At 63.9% G+C, this 14338-nt stretch carries 16 protein-coding genes; 9 read left to right on the plus strand and 7 right to left on the minus strand.

Annotated features, from left to right (window positions below):
• Positions 1 to 8: 8 nt before the first annotated feature.
• Positions 9 to 299, minus strand: a complete 291-nt coding sequence (locus RX330_RS28955; protein WP_317240746.1) for a hypothetical protein — start codon at positions 297 to 299, stop codon at positions 9 to 11.
• A 569-nt stretch (positions 300 to 868) separates the two neighbouring features.
• Here RX330_RS28955 and RX330_RS28960 point away from each other — a divergent pair.
• The 3 genes from RX330_RS28960 (at position 869) to RX330_RS28970 (ending at position 2320) form a co-directional block, all read left to right on the plus strand.
• Positions 869 to 1042, plus strand: coding sequence for a hypothetical protein (locus RX330_RS28960; RefSeq protein ID WP_212092665.1), 174 nt, complete (start codon positions 869 to 871; stop codon positions 1040 to 1042).
• A 329-nt stretch (positions 1043 to 1371) separates the two neighbouring features.
• Entirely contained in the window at positions 1372 to 1791 is a 420-nt protein-coding gene (locus RX330_RS28965; RefSeq protein WP_317243989.1) for an EAL domain-containing protein, read from the plus strand.
• 163 nt (positions 1792 to 1954) lie between these two features.
• Positions 1955 to 2320 (plus strand): VanZ family protein, encoded by a 366-nt coding sequence (locus RX330_RS28970; protein ID WP_212092732.1) that lies wholly within the window; start codon positions 1955 to 1957, stop codon positions 2318 to 2320.
• Positions 2321 to 2365: 45 nt separating this feature from the next.
• Here RX330_RS28970 and RX330_RS35800 read toward each other — a convergent pair whose 3' ends face one another.
• The 3 genes from RX330_RS35800 to RX330_RS28980 form a co-directional block, all read right to left on the minus strand.
• Complete coding sequence (locus tag RX330_RS35800) at positions 2366 to 2419, minus strand: hypothetical protein (protein ID WP_410707566.1); 54 nt, start codon at positions 2417 to 2419, stop codon at positions 2366 to 2368.
• A gap of 10 nt (positions 2420 to 2429) precedes the next feature.
• Complete coding sequence (locus RX330_RS28975; RefSeq protein WP_212092666.1) at positions 2430 to 2711, minus strand: hypothetical protein; 282 nt, start codon at positions 2709 to 2711, stop codon at positions 2430 to 2432.
• A 165-nt stretch (positions 2712 to 2876) separates the two neighbouring features.
• On the minus strand, positions 2877 to 3323 hold the full coding sequence (locus tag RX330_RS28980; RefSeq protein WP_212092667.1) for a hypothetical protein: 447 nt from the start codon (positions 3321 to 3323) through the stop codon (positions 2877 to 2879).
• 424 nt (positions 3324 to 3747) lie between these two features.
• On the opposite strand from RX330_RS28980, the gene RX330_RS28985 reads away from it, so the two are divergent.
• Complete coding sequence (locus RX330_RS28985; protein WP_212092668.1) at positions 3748 to 4416, plus strand: hypothetical protein; 669 nt, start codon at positions 3748 to 3750, stop codon at positions 4414 to 4416.
• 19 nt (positions 4417 to 4435) lie between these two features.
• On the plus strand, positions 4436 to 6586 hold the full coding sequence (locus tag RX330_RS28990; protein WP_317240747.1) for an adenylate/guanylate cyclase domain-containing protein: 2151 nt from the start codon (positions 4436 to 4438) through the stop codon (positions 6584 to 6586).
• 188 nt (positions 6587 to 6774) lie between these two features.
• Here the strand turns inward: RX330_RS28990 and pobA are convergent, their stop codons facing one another.
• Positions 6775 to 7947 carry a 4-hydroxybenzoate 3-monooxygenase gene (pobA, locus tag RX330_RS28995; protein ID WP_317240748.1) on the minus strand — a complete coding sequence of 391 codons (1173 nt, stop codon included), beginning with the start codon at positions 7945 to 7947 and terminating at the stop codon, positions 6775 to 6777.
• 50 nt (positions 7948 to 7997) lie between these two features.
• Between pobA and RX330_RS29000 the strand changes: the two genes are divergently transcribed.
• On the plus strand, positions 7998 to 8897 hold the full coding sequence (locus RX330_RS29000; protein ID WP_212092671.1) for a helix-turn-helix domain-containing protein: 900 nt from the start codon (positions 7998 to 8000) through the stop codon (positions 8895 to 8897).
• Between the two features lie 4 nt (positions 8898 to 8901).
• Here RX330_RS29000 and pcaG read toward each other — a convergent pair whose 3' ends face one another.
• Together pcaG and pcaH are read right to left on the minus strand one after the other, a co-directional pair.
• Positions 8902 to 9528 (minus strand): protocatechuate 3,4-dioxygenase subunit alpha, encoded by a 627-nt coding sequence (pcaG, locus tag RX330_RS29005; RefSeq protein ID WP_317240749.1) that lies wholly within the window; start codon positions 9526 to 9528, stop codon positions 8902 to 8904.
• A 3-nt stretch (positions 9529 to 9531) separates the two neighbouring features.
• Complete coding sequence (gene pcaH, locus RX330_RS29010; RefSeq protein ID WP_317240750.1) at positions 9532 to 10320, minus strand: protocatechuate 3,4-dioxygenase subunit beta; 789 nt, start codon at positions 10318 to 10320, stop codon at positions 9532 to 9534.
• 100 nt (positions 10321 to 10420) lie between these two features.
• On the opposite strand from pcaH, the gene RX330_RS29015 reads away from it, so the two are divergent.
• The 3 genes from RX330_RS29015 (at position 10421) to RX330_RS29025 (ending at position 14282) form a co-directional block, all read left to right on the plus strand.
• On the plus strand, positions 10421 to 11344 hold the full coding sequence (locus RX330_RS29015) for a LysR family transcriptional regulator (RefSeq protein WP_317243990.1): 924 nt from the start codon (positions 10421 to 10423) through the stop codon (positions 11342 to 11344).
• A gap of 76 nt (positions 11345 to 11420) precedes the next feature.
• Complete coding sequence (gene pncB, locus RX330_RS29020) at positions 11421 to 12725, plus strand: nicotinate phosphoribosyltransferase (RefSeq protein WP_212092674.1); 1305 nt, start codon at positions 11421 to 11423, stop codon at positions 12723 to 12725.
• Positions 12726 to 12971: 246 nt separating this feature from the next.
• Positions 12972 to 14282: a GGDEF domain-containing protein gene (locus tag RX330_RS29025; RefSeq protein WP_317240751.1), complete on the plus strand. Its 1311-nt coding sequence runs from the start codon at positions 12972 to 12974 to the stop codon at positions 14280 to 14282.
• Positions 14283 to 14338 lie beyond the last annotated feature (56 nt).

The raw sequence follows: 14338 nt of genomic DNA on the forward strand, positions 1-14338 counted from the left end.
ACCATCGGTCAGACATAGTTAACAAAGCCTAAATCCTGCGTCCGCTGCGCCTGGCTTCGTGTGATCCACACCCGCCAGGCTCCTTCGTGCTTGGCATAGAGCTCGAGCCATCGAACGCCGTCAACCGCGGCGGCTCCCTTGGCCACGCTGGTTTCAGCCGCGATTTGCAGCGTCTGCGTCACTGCGACATCCAGCGCTTCGAACTCCGCCGTCTCATCCAGCGAAAGGCCGATCAGAACACGATGCCGTTGCGTGTCAACGAAATACCTGCGGGGCGCGTTGTGCCGTTGATCAATCATTCGGATGCCCCTCATTTATGATCCAGGGAGCTGGAAGATCTTTCAGATGCCGGTCATAGGTGCAAACAAACGCGATCAAAATGAGGGCGCAGATCACAGCGCCCGGCAACGCAATGAGATACGTCATCCCTGCCCACCTGTGCGCCGAAAAAATCGGGACGGCCCAATGCTCGCAGTAAACTGATCCGTCTTAGGCTGCGCTTCTAAAGCGCTCAAGGACGGCGACGAGTTAACCTAACCCCACATGGCTGTTTTGACTTTGCCACGACCATCGGGTTGGAGCGGCGGGCGATTACGATGGCCGCACCTCCGTTCATTGCAGCAAGCAGGCTTCATCTCATCACGTCGCGCGAGAACACCGTGGTTATACGGAGCGCCGCGTGCGGATTTCATCGCGGTAAGGTTGCCAGGTTAGCTTAATCCGCGTTGTTTGTTGCGAAGTCTCACCAATCGCATATCCATCTTCGCACCGGCTCCCCCAAGCCCGGCCCTACCCAAGCAGAGCCGTCGAGCGAACATGGGTCGCTTGGCGGCTTTGTCGTTGTGTCGACGAGAGGATCATTTTGGTTATGGCGCGCAAGCCCTGGTCGTTCAAGGAAGACCGCAGGCTCATGGAGCTGGCGAAATCTTCGGCTTCGCTGGAAGAGGCGGCGAAGGCTCTCGGACGCTCGCCCGATGCGATCAAGCGCATGGCCTTGCGGCTTGGTCTTTCGCTCAAGTCGAAGTCCGGCAAGAAGAGCTAGTTGCGTGTTTTCTTCTGGGAGCCCATCCCGGGGCTGGTTCCGTAATTGGGTGTCCCCGTCCCCTTGAAAGCTCCACCCATGCTGTCCGAACCGGAGTTCGTGGCGGTGCCGCTGCGCGAGGTTGGCTGAGGGCCCGACGGCTGGTCTTTGGTTCCCTGCGCCCAGGCCGCGGAGCTTCCGACGACCAACGACAGGAGGAGGCTTAACGTCCTGATCATACTGCTCAACTTTCATGCTCGGGCCGCGCGACCCTCGGTCAGGCAAACCACTCGGTAGCCCTTCCGGACTGGTCTGCCCGTTAAACCCTATCCTGGCCCCCGCTGGCTAGGATCAATTCCCAAGAGCTCGACGATCTCGCGCGCGCCGCAGCCATCGTGGCCGAGCTGCGCGACCATGGCTTCCGTGTCGCCATCGACGACGTCGGCGTTGGCCATAGTGGCCTGTCGCGGCTCAAAGGGCTCGGCGCCAACACGATCAAGATCGACAAGTTCTTCGTCGACACCATCACCCTGGATGCATCGACCACGACGATCGTCGAGATGTTGGTCGCGCTCGCCAAGGACTTCCGGATGACGGTCGTCGCGGAAGGAATCGAGACCGAGGAGCAGCGCCGTGCCCTGATCACGTCCGGCGTCGAAGAAGGACAGGGCTATCTCGTCGCCGCACCGCTCCCGTTTGCGAAATTCAGCGAGCTCCTCGATTCACGCCGTCGCTCAGCATGCCCGGCTGGCGACGTCATGGTAGCCTGACCATCTCCGCCGCATCGCATCCGTCGCTCGCCGACGAAGTGGCCTCCCGGATTCCGATCGCGTCCAGGTTCCGGACAGTTCGCGCCCCGCAGGAACGACGAGGCGCTTTAACGATGTTCTCGTGTTTCGAAGCGGAATGGCATCCCAGCGGCTATGGTGGGCCATGCGCCGAAACCACCTCATCGCAGCCGCAGGAATCTGCCTCGCTCTCATCGTCTATGCCACCCTGGCAAAGCTTGCGGGAAGGCCGGCGCTCATGGGGCATCACGAGGCCTACTGGATCGTGGTGATCGAGCGCTTCAGCGCCTATGGCCTGCTGGGCTTCCTGCTGGCTTTTCTGTTGCCCGGCCGGCTCGTATTGGCCTGCTCGCTCGTCGTGGCCGTCGCAATGGGGCTGGAAGTCCTGCAATCGCTGATCCCCGATCGTGACCCGGGTTTCCTCGACGTGCTGCAAAAGGCGGCGGGAGGCACCGTCGGTGTCATCCTCGCCCAGACGATCTTGGCCTTCCTGCCCCGGCCGCCAGCCTGAAGCTCACGGCGCTGGAAAACCTTCCAGCGCCACGGCACATGCCTCCTACTTCATCATCTGCCCGCGCAGCTCGCCGCCTGGGTTCGCTGCGGTATGCATGTTCGCGTAGTCAAGCCGCCCCGCGCTCGCGGAACCCGGTTGGTGCCAGGGGTTCGGCCATTTGCCTGTGGGTGCTTTGGAGCGCCTCGATGGCGCCGTCGAGATCGAAATCCGCTTCGCGGATCGAAGCGAAGAACCTGGCCGTCAGCGCCAGGTCGAGCTTGACGCGCGTTGCGCCGTCGCGGCTCTTGCGGCGGTCAAGCGACAAATGGATGGCCTGCAGTCGGGCTTCTGCCGGTGTGCAGCCGCTGAGCGTCGCCAGTTCGTCGTATGTCATCCATATCTGAGGCATATTCTCGTCCGTCGTTTACTGCGGCCTCATCCTAGCTTTGCGCGACTGAACGCACCGTTGCTGAACCGCGGTCGCAGCCCGTTTCACTGCGATAGGGTCAATGCAAGACTAATCGTTCAAGCATGATCTTCCGGAAAACCGCTGCGCACTTTTCCGGATCATGCTTCAAGAGACGGACGGCCTCGGAGGTGCAGGGAAATGGCGCGGCCGTGAACGGCTGTCGAGGCCCTTGGGCAATTTGTCATTGAACTTCACGACGGCACTGCGAGCGTCCACAGCCGGCGCATCTTCCTGGCTGTAGATCAGCGTCACCTCGAACATCACGTCGGGCGCTTCCCTCGCCGTTCCGGAGCAGGTCGCCATTGCACCGTTGCACACGCCCGAGAGATTGACCTCGACCTCGTCGAGCCCGAACACCGTCGGCGGACCGTCGGCGTAGCGCCGCGTGGTCAGGACGGCCGTGAAGCGCTGCTCGTCATCGAACCGATAGGAACCGCCATAGGTGAAGAAGCTGTCGCAGCCGGAGATCCGTCCTTCCGCCAGATGCACGACGCCAGTGCCCTGGGCGCGCGGGGTCCTGAACCAGGCCGCGTACTTGCCGTCTCTCATCATGGAAACTTCCGCCGTAGAATTTCACTGGTATTTGCAACCAACTCTGGGGCGCGACAATGACCGAGCTGGCGAGCATTCCGCCACGGTTAACGCCCTGCAAAGCCAACCCGTCGAATTGCCGCCGCCGCCCGAGGCTGACCAGGAGACGGCGGTGATCCGGCCTCCTGCGACGATCGGCGAGAAGATCGGGGTCGCGAGCCGATCCAGCTCGGTGCCAAGAATTGCCGCACGACCACCTGATATCGTCCTCCGGCCAACAGCTTGACATCCCTTGTCGCCGATGGCGGGTTTGAACCACTTCCTGCTAAAGTGCACCAACACTCAAAGAGTGATTCTGGTCACACTTGCCTGGCCGCTCTGCTGCTAAGCATCGCGCCGGGACGGGGATCCAACGAAATATCGGTCGAATTGAATGAGCATACCTATGAGAAGCCTGATCGGCGCCGTTGTCGGCGCGTTCTGTATTGCGGCCCCCGCCCTGGCGGAGACGCCGGCCGCGATCGTCGAGGATGTCCAAGGCAAGGTCGACGGCGTCGAATTCATGGACTATGTCGCCCCCGGCAAGATCATCAAGCTCGGGCCCAAAGCGAGCATTACGCTCAGCTACCTCAAATCCTGTCTGCGCGAGACGATCAGCGAAGGCGTCGTGTTGGTCGGCGCCGAGCAAAGCACCGTGCAGCTCGGCGAGGTACAGCGCGCCAAGGTGCCTTGTGACACCAAGGCGGCGCAGCTCTCCGAGCGCGAGGCGAACCAGAGTGCCGCGACCACGTTCCGGACCGTGCGGTCCGACGCCAAGGGCACTCCGTCCAAGCTTCGGACGATCTACGGCGTCGCGCCGCTGGTCCAGGCCAAGAGCGGAAGCACGCTGGTGATCGAGCGCACCGACGGCAAGGAACCCACGATCAGCGTGCCGCTCAAGAACGACATCATGATCCGCGGCAAGTTTTACGATTTCGCCAAGGCCGGGAAATCGTTGACCCCCGGCGGCAGTTATCTCGCAAGCCTCGGCGCCAAGCGTTACACCTTCTTGGTCGACGCCAGCGCCACCTCGTCACCGACCCCGATCATCGGCCGCCTGCTGCGGCTCGAATAAGCAGCCTAGCGACGGGGCGATGCGGCGGATCGGGGGACGGGACATCGTTGCGGCTATCCTGATTGCGCTCCTCGCGGGCGCAATTTTCACGTCTCCGCCGCTCCAGACACTGCAAGGCCTCTCGCTCGACATCCTCACGGCACTGCGCGGCAAGCTCATTGGCGATCGCCGCGATCCCACGACATCGCCGGTCGTCGTCGTGGCCATCGACGGGGAAACCTATGAGACCCCGCCCTTCAAGGGGTCGCCGACGCAGACCTGGACGCGCGAGATCGGCCGGGTGCTCGGCAGTATCACCGAGGGCGGCGCCAAGGTGATCGGATTCGACGTCATTTTTCCGAGCTCGATCGAGCAGTCGGAGATTCCCTTCGGCGACACCTCGGTCGGCAGCCGCATGAAGGGCTTCGACCGGGATTACCTGATCGCACTGCGACAAATCTCGGACAGCGGAAAACTGGTGCTCGGCGATATCCTGAGCAACGACCATCCGGAGGTCCCCTATCGCGCACAGCAGGTCGCGGTGCGCAACAGCATTCGCGCGCTGAACGTGCATACCGACGCCGATGACGTGATCCGGCGAATGCCGCTGAGCTTCTCGATCGAGGGCAAACCGGTGCCCGCGATGGCGGTCGAACTCGCGGCGCGCGCGCTTGGCGCAAAGCCCGAGATTGCGTCGTCCGGCGCGACCGACTTGTCCGGCTATGCGATCCCGAGCGCGGTGTCGAATACAATGACGCTCAACTTTCGGGGGCTCGGCCGCGACGTGCCGGCCTACTCCTTCGCCGATCTGCGCGCCTGCGTCGAAAAAGGCGATCGCGATTTCTTCCGCCGCGCCTTCGAGGGCAAGGTCGTTCTGCTCGGCACGGTCCTGAACTTCGAGGATCGCAAGCTCACATCGATGCGCCTGTCCGGCGGGCATGACGGCACGCCGGCGGCACGATGTGCCCTGCCCGCGCCGGAGCGTGCCACGAAACGCGCCCGCAGCGATGTCGCCGGCGTGTTCGTGCACGCCACCGCGGTCCGCAACCTGATCCAGCGCGATGCCGTGACCGAGCTGGGCTTTCCCGCGCGGAGCATTCTCACGATCGCGTTCGCAGCGATCATCGCCTGCGCGGCCTGCATGCTTGCGCCGAGCGGAGCGCTGATCGCCTGGTTCGCTCTCACCGCCATTTACGCAGCCATGGCGCTCGGCGCGTTCGTCCGTGCCCTGGCGCTGCCGTTGACGGAGCCGGCACTCGCCGGCCTTGCCGCCCTCGCGATCATGATCGGCTACCGCTTTGTGCTAGCCGATCGCGACGAGCGCTTCCTGCGCAAGAGCTTTGCCCTTTATCTCGCGCCCGAAGTCATCGAGACCATGGTCTCTTCCGGCAAGATGCCGGCGCTCGGCGGCGAGCTGCGCAACATCACCATGTTCTTTTCCGACCTCAGCGGCTTCTCGTCCATTGCCGAGACCATGACGCCGGGCGAGCTGGTGACGCTGATGAACGAATACCTGTCCGCCATGACCGACATCATCGAAAGCCATGGCGGCTATGTCGACAAATATATCGGCGATTCCATCGTCGCCATGTTCGGCGCACCGGCCGACGATCCCGCACACGCACGCAACGCCGTTCGCGCCGCGCTGGAGTGCCATACGAGGCTTGCGGAGCTCAATGCCGGCAATGCCGCTTTCGCCGGGCACGGCCTGTCGCATCGCATCGGACTCAACAGCGGCGAAGCCGTGGTCGGCAATATCGGTTCTCGGCGCCGCTTCAACTATACCGTGATGAGCGACACCGTGAACGTGGCCTCTCGGCTCGAGGGCGCCAACAAATATTACGGCACCGCGATCATGGCCTCCGAAACGACGATGGCACAGACCGGCGATAGTTTCGCCTGGCGCGAGCTCGACGCGATCAGGGTGCAGGGCCGCGGCGAGGCCATCAAGGTGTTTGAGCCGCTGGCGGCCAAGGGCGCGGAGAGTGCCGATCAAACGCAGGTGACCGCGGCGTATGCGGAAGGGCTCGCATGCTGGCGCGCGCGGGATTTTGCGAAGGCGGCTGACGCGTTCGGGCGTGTCGCGCGGATTGATCCGGCATCGGCTCGCTTTTCCGACCGCGCGCGAGCGCTGATGGCCGATCCGCCACCGTCCGACTGGATACCGGTCCACGCGCTCGAAGGAAAGTAGCCAGGCGCGCTGAGTTCCTCTAGCCCCTTGTGGGGAGAGGGTGGCTCGCCGCGCAGTGGCGAGGCGCGTGAGGGGTTTGTATCCGCGCGTGCTTCGTGAATACGCGGAGAGAGACCCCTCATCCGACGCTTCGCACCACCTTCTCCTACAAGGGGAGAAGGAAAAACGCCCGCGCCAGACACGCCACCCTAAAACGGCAGTCCCACGTAATTCTCCGCGAGCAGTCGCTGCGCCGTCTCGGACGAGAGCAGGTATTCCAGCTCCGTCTGCTGCAACCGATCCTCGTATGCGGGCCGATCGGGGAAGCGGTGCAGGAGCATCGTCATCCACCAGGAGAAGCGCTGCGCCTTCCAGATCCGCGCGAGCGCTTTGGCGGAATAGCCTGCAAGTCCGGAATCATCGCCGCTCTGATAATGCGCGAGCAAGGCGTGGTAGAGATAATAGATGTCTGACGCCGCGCTGTTCAGCCCGCGCGCTCCTGTCGGCGGTACGATGTGAGCCGCATCGCCGGCGAGGAACAATCGGCCATAGCTCATCGGCTCGGCGACGAAGCTGCGCAGAGGCGCGATGCTCTTCTCGATCGACGGCCCCGTGATCAGGTTGCCGGCGACCTGGTCCGGAAGGCGGCGCTTCAGCTCGGCCCAGAACGCATCGTCGCTCCAGTCTTCGACCTTGTCGGTGAGCGGCACCTGGATGTAGTAGCGGCTGAGCACCTGCGAGCGCAGAGAACAGAGCGCAAAGCCGCGCTCGTGCTTCACATAGATCAGCTCGGGCGACACCGGTTTCGTCCGCGACAGCACCCCCAGCCAGCCGAACGGATAGACCTTTTCATATTCGCGCAGCACGTCCTTCGGGATCGATTTGCGGCTGACGCCGTGGAAACCGTCGGCGCCGACGATGTAGTCGCAATCGATGCGGATGGTGTCACCGTTCGATCGGTAGGTCACGTAGGGCCGGGCCGACGTCAGATCATGCGGCGTCACGTCTTCCGCGTTGTGCACGACCTTGCCGCCGAGGCGGTCCCGCGCCTCGTAGAGGTCGCGCGTCAGCTCGGTCTGGCCGTAGACCAGCACCGAATTGCCGCCTGAATGCCTGTGCAGGTCGATCTTGGAGAGCACCCCGTCATGGGCGATCTCGAAACCGGTGTGGATTTCGCCCTCGCGGTCCATCCGCTCGCCGCACTGCGCCTCGCGCATCAACTTGGCGAAGCCATGCTCGAGCACGCCGGCGCGGATGCGAGCGAGCACATGGTCGCGGCTGTATTTCTCCAGCACGACCGTGTCGATGCCCTTCAGGTGGAGGAGCTGGGACAACAGCAGCCCGGACGGCCCGCCGCCGATGATACAGACCTGAACTTTCATTTTTGAGTCCTCCCGTCGGCACTTTTTTGCAGATTTGGCGCCGCAGACCGATGGAGGGTTTCGCCATTGTCTTGTACAATTCGAACATGAGACGCACAGCCCCGGCGATCCGGATCTATAACCTGTTCGGCGAGTCCGGCGACTTGCCCGATGTCGTGCATTGCGAGACCATCGCGTCCCGCTCGGTATTGCACGACTGGACCTTTGCGGTGCACCGCCACGCCCGGCTGCACCAGGTGCTGCTGATCGAGCGCGGCGGCGGCGAGGCGACGCTCGACGGGCGGGTGGTGCCCTTGAGGCCGATGCAGATCGTGAACGTGCCCGTCGGCCACGTCCACGGCTTCCGCTTCGTGCCCGATACGCAAGGGTGGGTGCTGACCATCGCCGCGGAGATTCTGGACGAGGGGCTGCTCGCCGCCGAGGGCCTGCGCGGTGCGCTGTCGCGCTCGGCCGTGGTGCGCGGCACGCCGCAGATCCGCACCATCATGAAGCAGATCTTCGCCGAACACGCCGCCCGCGATTTCGGCCGAGCGCATGTGCTGCGCGCGTTGTCGTCCGCCATGACCGGACTGGTGGCACGCGCGCTCACGAGCGAGAGCGGCGGCAACGGCACGGTCGAGTCCAGCCTGTTCCGCCGCTTCGAGGCGCTATTGGAACAGCATCATCTGGAACGCTGGAGCGTTGCGGACTATGCCGAGGCGCTGGCGGTGACGCCGACGCATCTCAACCGGATCACACGGGCGGCGACCGGCGATACCGCCTCGCACCTCATCCTCAACCGGCTGATCCGCGAGGCGCGGCGCAACCTCGTCTACACCAATTTGCCGGTCTCGACGATCGCCTACACGCTCGGCTTCGATGACCCCGCCTATTTCAGCCGGGTCTACACCGCAGCCACGGGCGTCTCGCCGCGCGCGTTCCGTGCGCAGCTCCATGGCGAAGAGACGTGAGGCCCTACACGTCGAAAAATACCGTCTCCTCCGGCCCCTGCAAATTGATCGTGAAGGAATACACGACCTTGCCGGCACGCTCGCCGCGCTTTGCGATCAGTGTCGAGCGCCGGGACGGCTGTTCGATCAGGTTGAGCACGGGGTCGGCGGCGTTGGCGGCCTCTTCATCCGAGAAATAGAGTCGCGTGTTGAGGCCGATGTTGATGCCGCGCGCGACGATCCAGACATTGACGTGCGGTGCGCATGTCCGGCCCGCTCTGTCGGTGATCGCGCCCGGCTTGATGGTCTCGAAGGACACGAGCCCGCTCTCGAAATCGGAGCCGGCACGGCCCCAGCCGCGAAACTCCTGCTCCAGTGCGCCGGCCGACCGATCAGCCGGATGGTTGTAGCGACCGTTCGCATTGGCCTGCCAGATTTCCAGCAGCACGTCGCGGAGCGGCGTGCCGGTGCCGTCGAGCACCTTGCCTTCCAGCGTGATGCGCTCGCCCTTGGTGTTCGGGGTCACCAGCACGTTGGAAAAGTTCTTCTCGAAAATGTCGAAGCCGGCCATCGCCGGGATCAGGCCGATATGGACGTAGGGCCCGGCGGTCTGCGAGGCCGTTTCCTTGAGATAGTTGAGCGGCTGCGTCATGGCTCAGTTCCCCGCGGTGCGATTTTCGAAATAGGTGGAGCGCTGGCCGCGCAGCACGATGTCGAAGCGATAGGCGAGCGAGTCGAACGGCGCCGAGGCGTTGAGATCGAGCGGTGCGACCAGGCGGTCGAGCGCATCCTTGTCCGGTATCGTCGTCAGGATCGGACAAACCGGGATCAGGGGATCGCCCTCGAAATACATCTGCGTGATCAGCCGCTGTGCAAGGCCCGAACCGAATACGGAGAAATGAATGTGGGCGGGACGCCAGCTGTTGACGTAGTTGCGCCAGGGATAGGGCCCCGGCTTCACGGTGCGGAAATAGTAATAGCCGGTGTCGTCCGTCAGCGCGCGGCCGCAGCCGCCGAAGTTCGGGTCGATCGGCGCCAGATAGGTGTCCTTCTTGTGCCGGTAGCGGCCGCCGGCATTGGCCTGCCAGAACTCGACCAGCGTGTTCGGCACGCCGCGGCCGGTTTCGTCCAGCACGCGGCCGTGGACGATGATGCGCTCGCCGACGGGATCGCCGTCCTTGGCGTAGTTGCGGATCAGATCGTTGTCGAGCGGGCCGAGATCGTTATGGCCGAACACCGGTCCCGTGATCTCGGAGAGCGAACCCTCCAGCGACAGCAGCGACTGGCGCGGCGAGCGCAGCACCGAGGATTTGTAGCCCGGCGCATGCGCCGGCGGATGGATCGACCGATCCCGCTGGAAGAAGCTGCCGTCACCGAGCGGCGGCGCAAGGGGCTCGGGGCGGTTGAGGCGGGGATCCCGCAAGGCTGGCGCCTGGGCGTTCATCGTGTTTCTCCCTGGGGCGCCCGGGTCCGGACGCGCGACTTATCGGGAGATCATGGGCCGGTCTATTCCCCGGATAAATAGATCGATTATAATATATTGCATGAAAGAAATCGATCATTTGGCCCTCGACGGCCACGCGCTCGAGCTGTTCCTCGCCGTGCTGGAGGAGGGATCGGTCACCGCCGCCGCAACCCGGCTCGGCCTGACGCAATCGGCGGTCAGTCACGCCCTGAACAAGCTGCGGCGGATCGCAGGCGATCCGCTGTTCGCGAAGTCCGGGCGCGGCATCGTCGCCACCGCGCATGCGCAGGCGCTCGCCGCGAAGGCGCGGGCACTGATCGACGAGATGCGGAGCTTTGCCGGCGGCGTCACGTTCGAGCCGTCTCGCGCGCAGCTTTCGCTGACGATCGCCGCCAACGACTTCCAGCGCGACCTGCTGCTGCCGCGGTTCTTCGATCACGTCGCCGGCCAGGTGAAAGGCCTGAATTTGCGCGTGATCCCCTCGCAGTCGCCCTCGCCCGCGATGCTGCGCGAAAACCGCTGCGATCTCCTGATCACGCCGCTGCCGCCATCCGGTGTCGATATCGTGCAGAAGCGCCTCTTGAGCGATCACTACGTCTGTTACTTCGATCCGAAGATGCGCACGGCGCCGACCGGCCGCGGCGCCTATCTCGCTGCGCGACACATTACTGTCGTCTACACCGACAATGAGCGGCTTGATTTCGATCGCCGGCTCGCGGCCAACGGTCTTCACCGCGACATCGCGATCTCGGTGCCGAGCTTCTCCGGGGTGCCCTCCTTCCTTCGCGGCTCGCAGATGCTGGCAAGCATGCCGAGCCTGCTGGCGTTCGGGGTCATGCTTGGTTTCGCGCAAACGCGAATTCCGCTGGCGTCCCGTACGCGGACGCTGGCCGAACTGCCGATGTTCATGGTCTGGCACCAGCGCTATCAAAAAGACCCGGCCCATCGTTGGATCAGGAGCCAGCTGGAGGCGGTGGCAGCGACGGCCGCCAAGGCGCGATAACGATCCCGTCTTTCGGAAGACCAGCCCTCGCCAAATCCACTGGTTGCGCGGCGGCCGCCACGCTAAAATCCCCCCCATGACAGTGACCGACATTGCGAGCCGGACCTACAATCACAGCTGGCGGCTGGACCCCATCATCCGCAGCCTGCTTGATACCGACTTCTACAAGCTATTGATGTTACAAATGATTCGGGAGTCTTACCCGAACCAGCAGGTGACCTTTTCGGTCATCAATCGCTCGCGCCACGTCCGGCTCGCCGAAATCATCGACGAGGGCGAGCTCCGCGCGCAGCTCGACCATGCCCGCACCATCCGCTTCACCAAGAAGGAGCTGATCTGGCTTGCCGGTAATACCTTCTACGGCAAGACCCACATGTTCTCGGCGGACTTCATCCGCTGGCTGGCTGAGTTCCGCCTTCCCGAGTACGAGTTGCGCAAGGTCGAGGGCCAGTACGAACTGCATTTCCACGGGCCGTGGACCCACACCACGATGTGGGAGATTCCGGCGCTCGCAATCCTCAACGAGCTGCGCTCCCGTGCGGCGATCAAGGGCCGCGGCCGCTTCGAGCTCGACGTGCTCTATGCGCGGGCCAAGGCCAAGCTCTGGACCAAGGTGGAGCGGCTGCGCGAGCTGGAGAGTTTGCGCCTGTCCGACTTCGGCACCCGCCGCCGTCACGGCTTCCTCTGGCAGCGCTGGTGCGTGGAGGCGGTGAAGGAAGGCCTGGGCTCGTCCTTCATCGGCACCTCCAATGTGCTGCTCGCGATGGACAACGATCTCGAGGCCATCGGCACCAATGCGCATGAGCTGCCGATGGTCGCGGCCGCGCTCGCCAAGGACGACGAGGAATTGCGCTGGGCGCCCTATCGCATCCTCGACCAGTGGCGCCAGACCTATGGCGGCAACCTCCTGATCGCACTGCCCGACGCCTTCGGCACCAAGGCCTTCCTGCGCGATGCGCCGGAATGGGTCGCCGACTGGACCGGCTTCCGGCCCGACAGCGCGCCGCCGATCCAGGCCGGCGAGGAGATCATCGCCTGGTGGCAGAAGAAGGGGCGCAACCCCAAGGACAAGCTCCTCGTCTTTTCCGACGCGATGGATGTCGGCTCGATCGAGGAGACCTATCATCACTTTGCCGGCCGGGTGCGGCTCTCCTTCGGCTGGGGCACCAACCTCACCAACGATTTCGTCGGCTGCACGCCGGACGGCTCGTTCAATCTCGATCCGATCTCGCTCGTCTGCAAGGTCTCGTCGGTCGATGGCCGTCCCGCCGTCAAACTCTCCGACAATCCGGAGAAGGCGACCGGCATGCCGTCGGAGATCGAGCGTTACCTGCGCGTGTTCGGCGACGCCGGCCGCGTGCGCACGCCGGTACTGGTCTAGCCGCGGAGCAACTCTCTTCATCAAGTAAACCGCGCACGACAAATCCGAGGCATTGGTTCGCCGAGACCGCATCAACTCCGGTTTGACGGTATTTGAAGCGATATGCGCATATCCGCGTGACAGTGGCTTCACCCTGCGATGCAGTCATTCGCGCCTTTCAGGTCGAGTTAAGCAACCATCCTTTCTAATTCGCGTTTCAGCCGCAGCGCATCCGTTGGGACCGTTGCGCGATTTGGGGAACGCCGGGTGTTTCGCAGAACAGCCACGTCGAAGGGAAACAGCTCCCTTCACGTCATCAAGCTCGTCTCGCCTTTCGTGATGGTCGTCCTGCTCCAGGCGGCGATCGCGGGATTCAGCCTGGAGGTGATGTCGTCGGTTCGCGCCTACGTCGCGGGCGAAGCGATGTGGTCCCGTTCGCAGAAGAACGCCGTCTATTTCCTCAATCTCTATCTGCATTCGGGCGAGGCCAGCCAGTTCGCGCAATACCAGGCTTCGCTCGCCGTTCCCCTCGGCGACGAGTTCGCGCGCTGGGCGATGGAGCGCGATCCGGTCGACGTCGAGGCCGCGCGCATCGGCTTCCTGCAAGGCGGCAATCACCCCGATGACGTTCCTGGATTGATCTGGCTGTTTCGCTATTTCAACCGCGTCAGCTTCCTGCAGGAAGCGATCCGCGAGTGGACCGCTACCGATCCGATGCTGCTGGAGCTGAGCGTGTTCGGCGAGGTCATCCGGTCCGAGCTGGAGAACGGTCCCATTCGAGACCCAAATCGCCTGCGATTCCTGTCCTCGCGGCTCTCCGAGCTCAACGCCGAGTTCACGATGCATGCCAAGCGGTTCTCAACTGTCCTCGGCGAAGGCTCCCGCGCCATCAAGCTGACGCTGGCCGGCATCAACATCGTCACCGCCGTCACCCTGATCCTGCTCCTGATCTGGCACACCAGGCGATTGGTGCTGCAACGACAGGCATTCGAAGACGCCCTGCATGCCGAGAAGGAACGCCTGGCCTGGCAGGCTTCGCACGACTGGCTGACGGGCCTGTCCAACCGCCGCGCCTTCGAGGCGCGCCTGCAAGGCGAACTGGACGTCGCCACGGCGGGTCCGATGAGCCTGATCCTGCTCGACCTCGACCAGTTCAAGAACGTCAACGACACCTGCGGGCACCTTGCCGGCGACAGCCTGCTCTGCCAGGTCTCGCGCCTTCTGCAACAGGATCGGCGTCCGCGCGACCTGGTGGCCCGGCTCGGCGGCGACGAATTCGGACTGATCCTGCCGCAGTGCTCGCCCGCGACTGCAGTCGATATCGCCGAACGGCTCCGGCGATCGCTGGAGCTGCTCAACTTCGCCTGGGACGATCGCTGCTTTGCGGTGACAGCCAGCATCGGCGTCGCCTGCATCGCAGACGGCAACACCACGCTCGAGGACGCCATGCGGCGCGCAGATGCCGCCTGCTATCGCGCCAAGGAAAAGGGACGCAACCGCGTTCAGGTCGACGGCGGGAGACTGGACGTCATCGCCGTTGCAACCCGGCCGCGCGAAACCGTCGCAGCGCGAGGCTGACAGCTCGCTCGCGCGATCTCGGCCACGGCATCCGATTGCAGGCATCGGCCAAGGTC

Origin of the sequence: Bradyrhizobium sp. NDS-1 (assembly GCF_032918005.1) — a bacterium.
Classification (GTDB): Bacteria; Pseudomonadota; Alphaproteobacteria; order Rhizobiales; family Xanthobacteraceae; genus Bradyrhizobium; species Bradyrhizobium tunisiense.

Excerpts from the sequence above, each read along its gene's own strand:
- pobA (WP_317240748.1), bottom strand. The coding sequence starts at position 7,947 with ATGAAAGTTCAGGTCTGTATCATCGGCGGCGGGCCGTCCGGGCTGCTG.
- RX330_RS28960 (WP_212092665.1), top strand. The coding sequence starts at position 869 with ATGGCGCGCAAGCCCTGGTCGTTCAAGGAAGACCGCAGGCTCATGGAG.
- RX330_RS28955 (WP_317240746.1), bottom strand. The coding sequence starts at position 299 with ATGATTGATCAACGGCACAACGCGCCCCGCAGGTATTTCGTTGACACG.
- RX330_RS28980 (WP_212092667.1), bottom strand. The coding sequence starts at position 3,323 with ATGATGAGAGACGGCAAGTACGCGGCCTGGTTCAGGACCCCGCGCGCC.
- RX330_RS28985 (WP_212092668.1), top strand. The coding sequence starts at position 3,748 with ATGAGAAGCCTGATCGGCGCCGTTGTCGGCGCGTTCTGTATTGCGGCC.
- pcaG (WP_317240749.1), bottom strand. The coding sequence starts at position 9,528 with ATGACGCAGCCGCTCAACTATCTCAAGGAAACGGCCTCGCAGACCGCC.
- pcaH (WP_317240750.1), bottom strand. The coding sequence starts at position 10,320 with ATGAACGCCCAGGCGCCAGCCTTGCGGGATCCCCGCCTCAACCGCCCC.
- RX330_RS28990 (WP_317240747.1), top strand. The coding sequence starts at position 4,436 with ATGCGGCGGATCGGGGGACGGGACATCGTTGCGGCTATCCTGATTGCG.
- RX330_RS28975 (WP_212092666.1), bottom strand. The coding sequence starts at position 2,711 with ATGCCTCAGATATGGATGACATACGACGAACTGGCGACGCTCAGCGGC.
- RX330_RS28970 (WP_212092732.1), top strand. The coding sequence starts at position 1,955 with ATGCGCCGAAACCACCTCATCGCAGCCGCAGGAATCTGCCTCGCTCTC.
- RX330_RS29015 (WP_317243990.1), top strand. The coding sequence starts at position 10,421 with ATGAAAGAAATCGATCATTTGGCCCTCGACGGCCACGCGCTCGAGCTG.
- RX330_RS29000 (WP_212092671.1), top strand. The coding sequence starts at position 7,998 with ATGGAGGGTTTCGCCATTGTCTTGTACAATTCGAACATGAGACGCACA.
- pncB (WP_212092674.1), top strand. The coding sequence starts at position 11,421 with ATGACAGTGACCGACATTGCGAGCCGGACCTACAATCACAGCTGGCGG.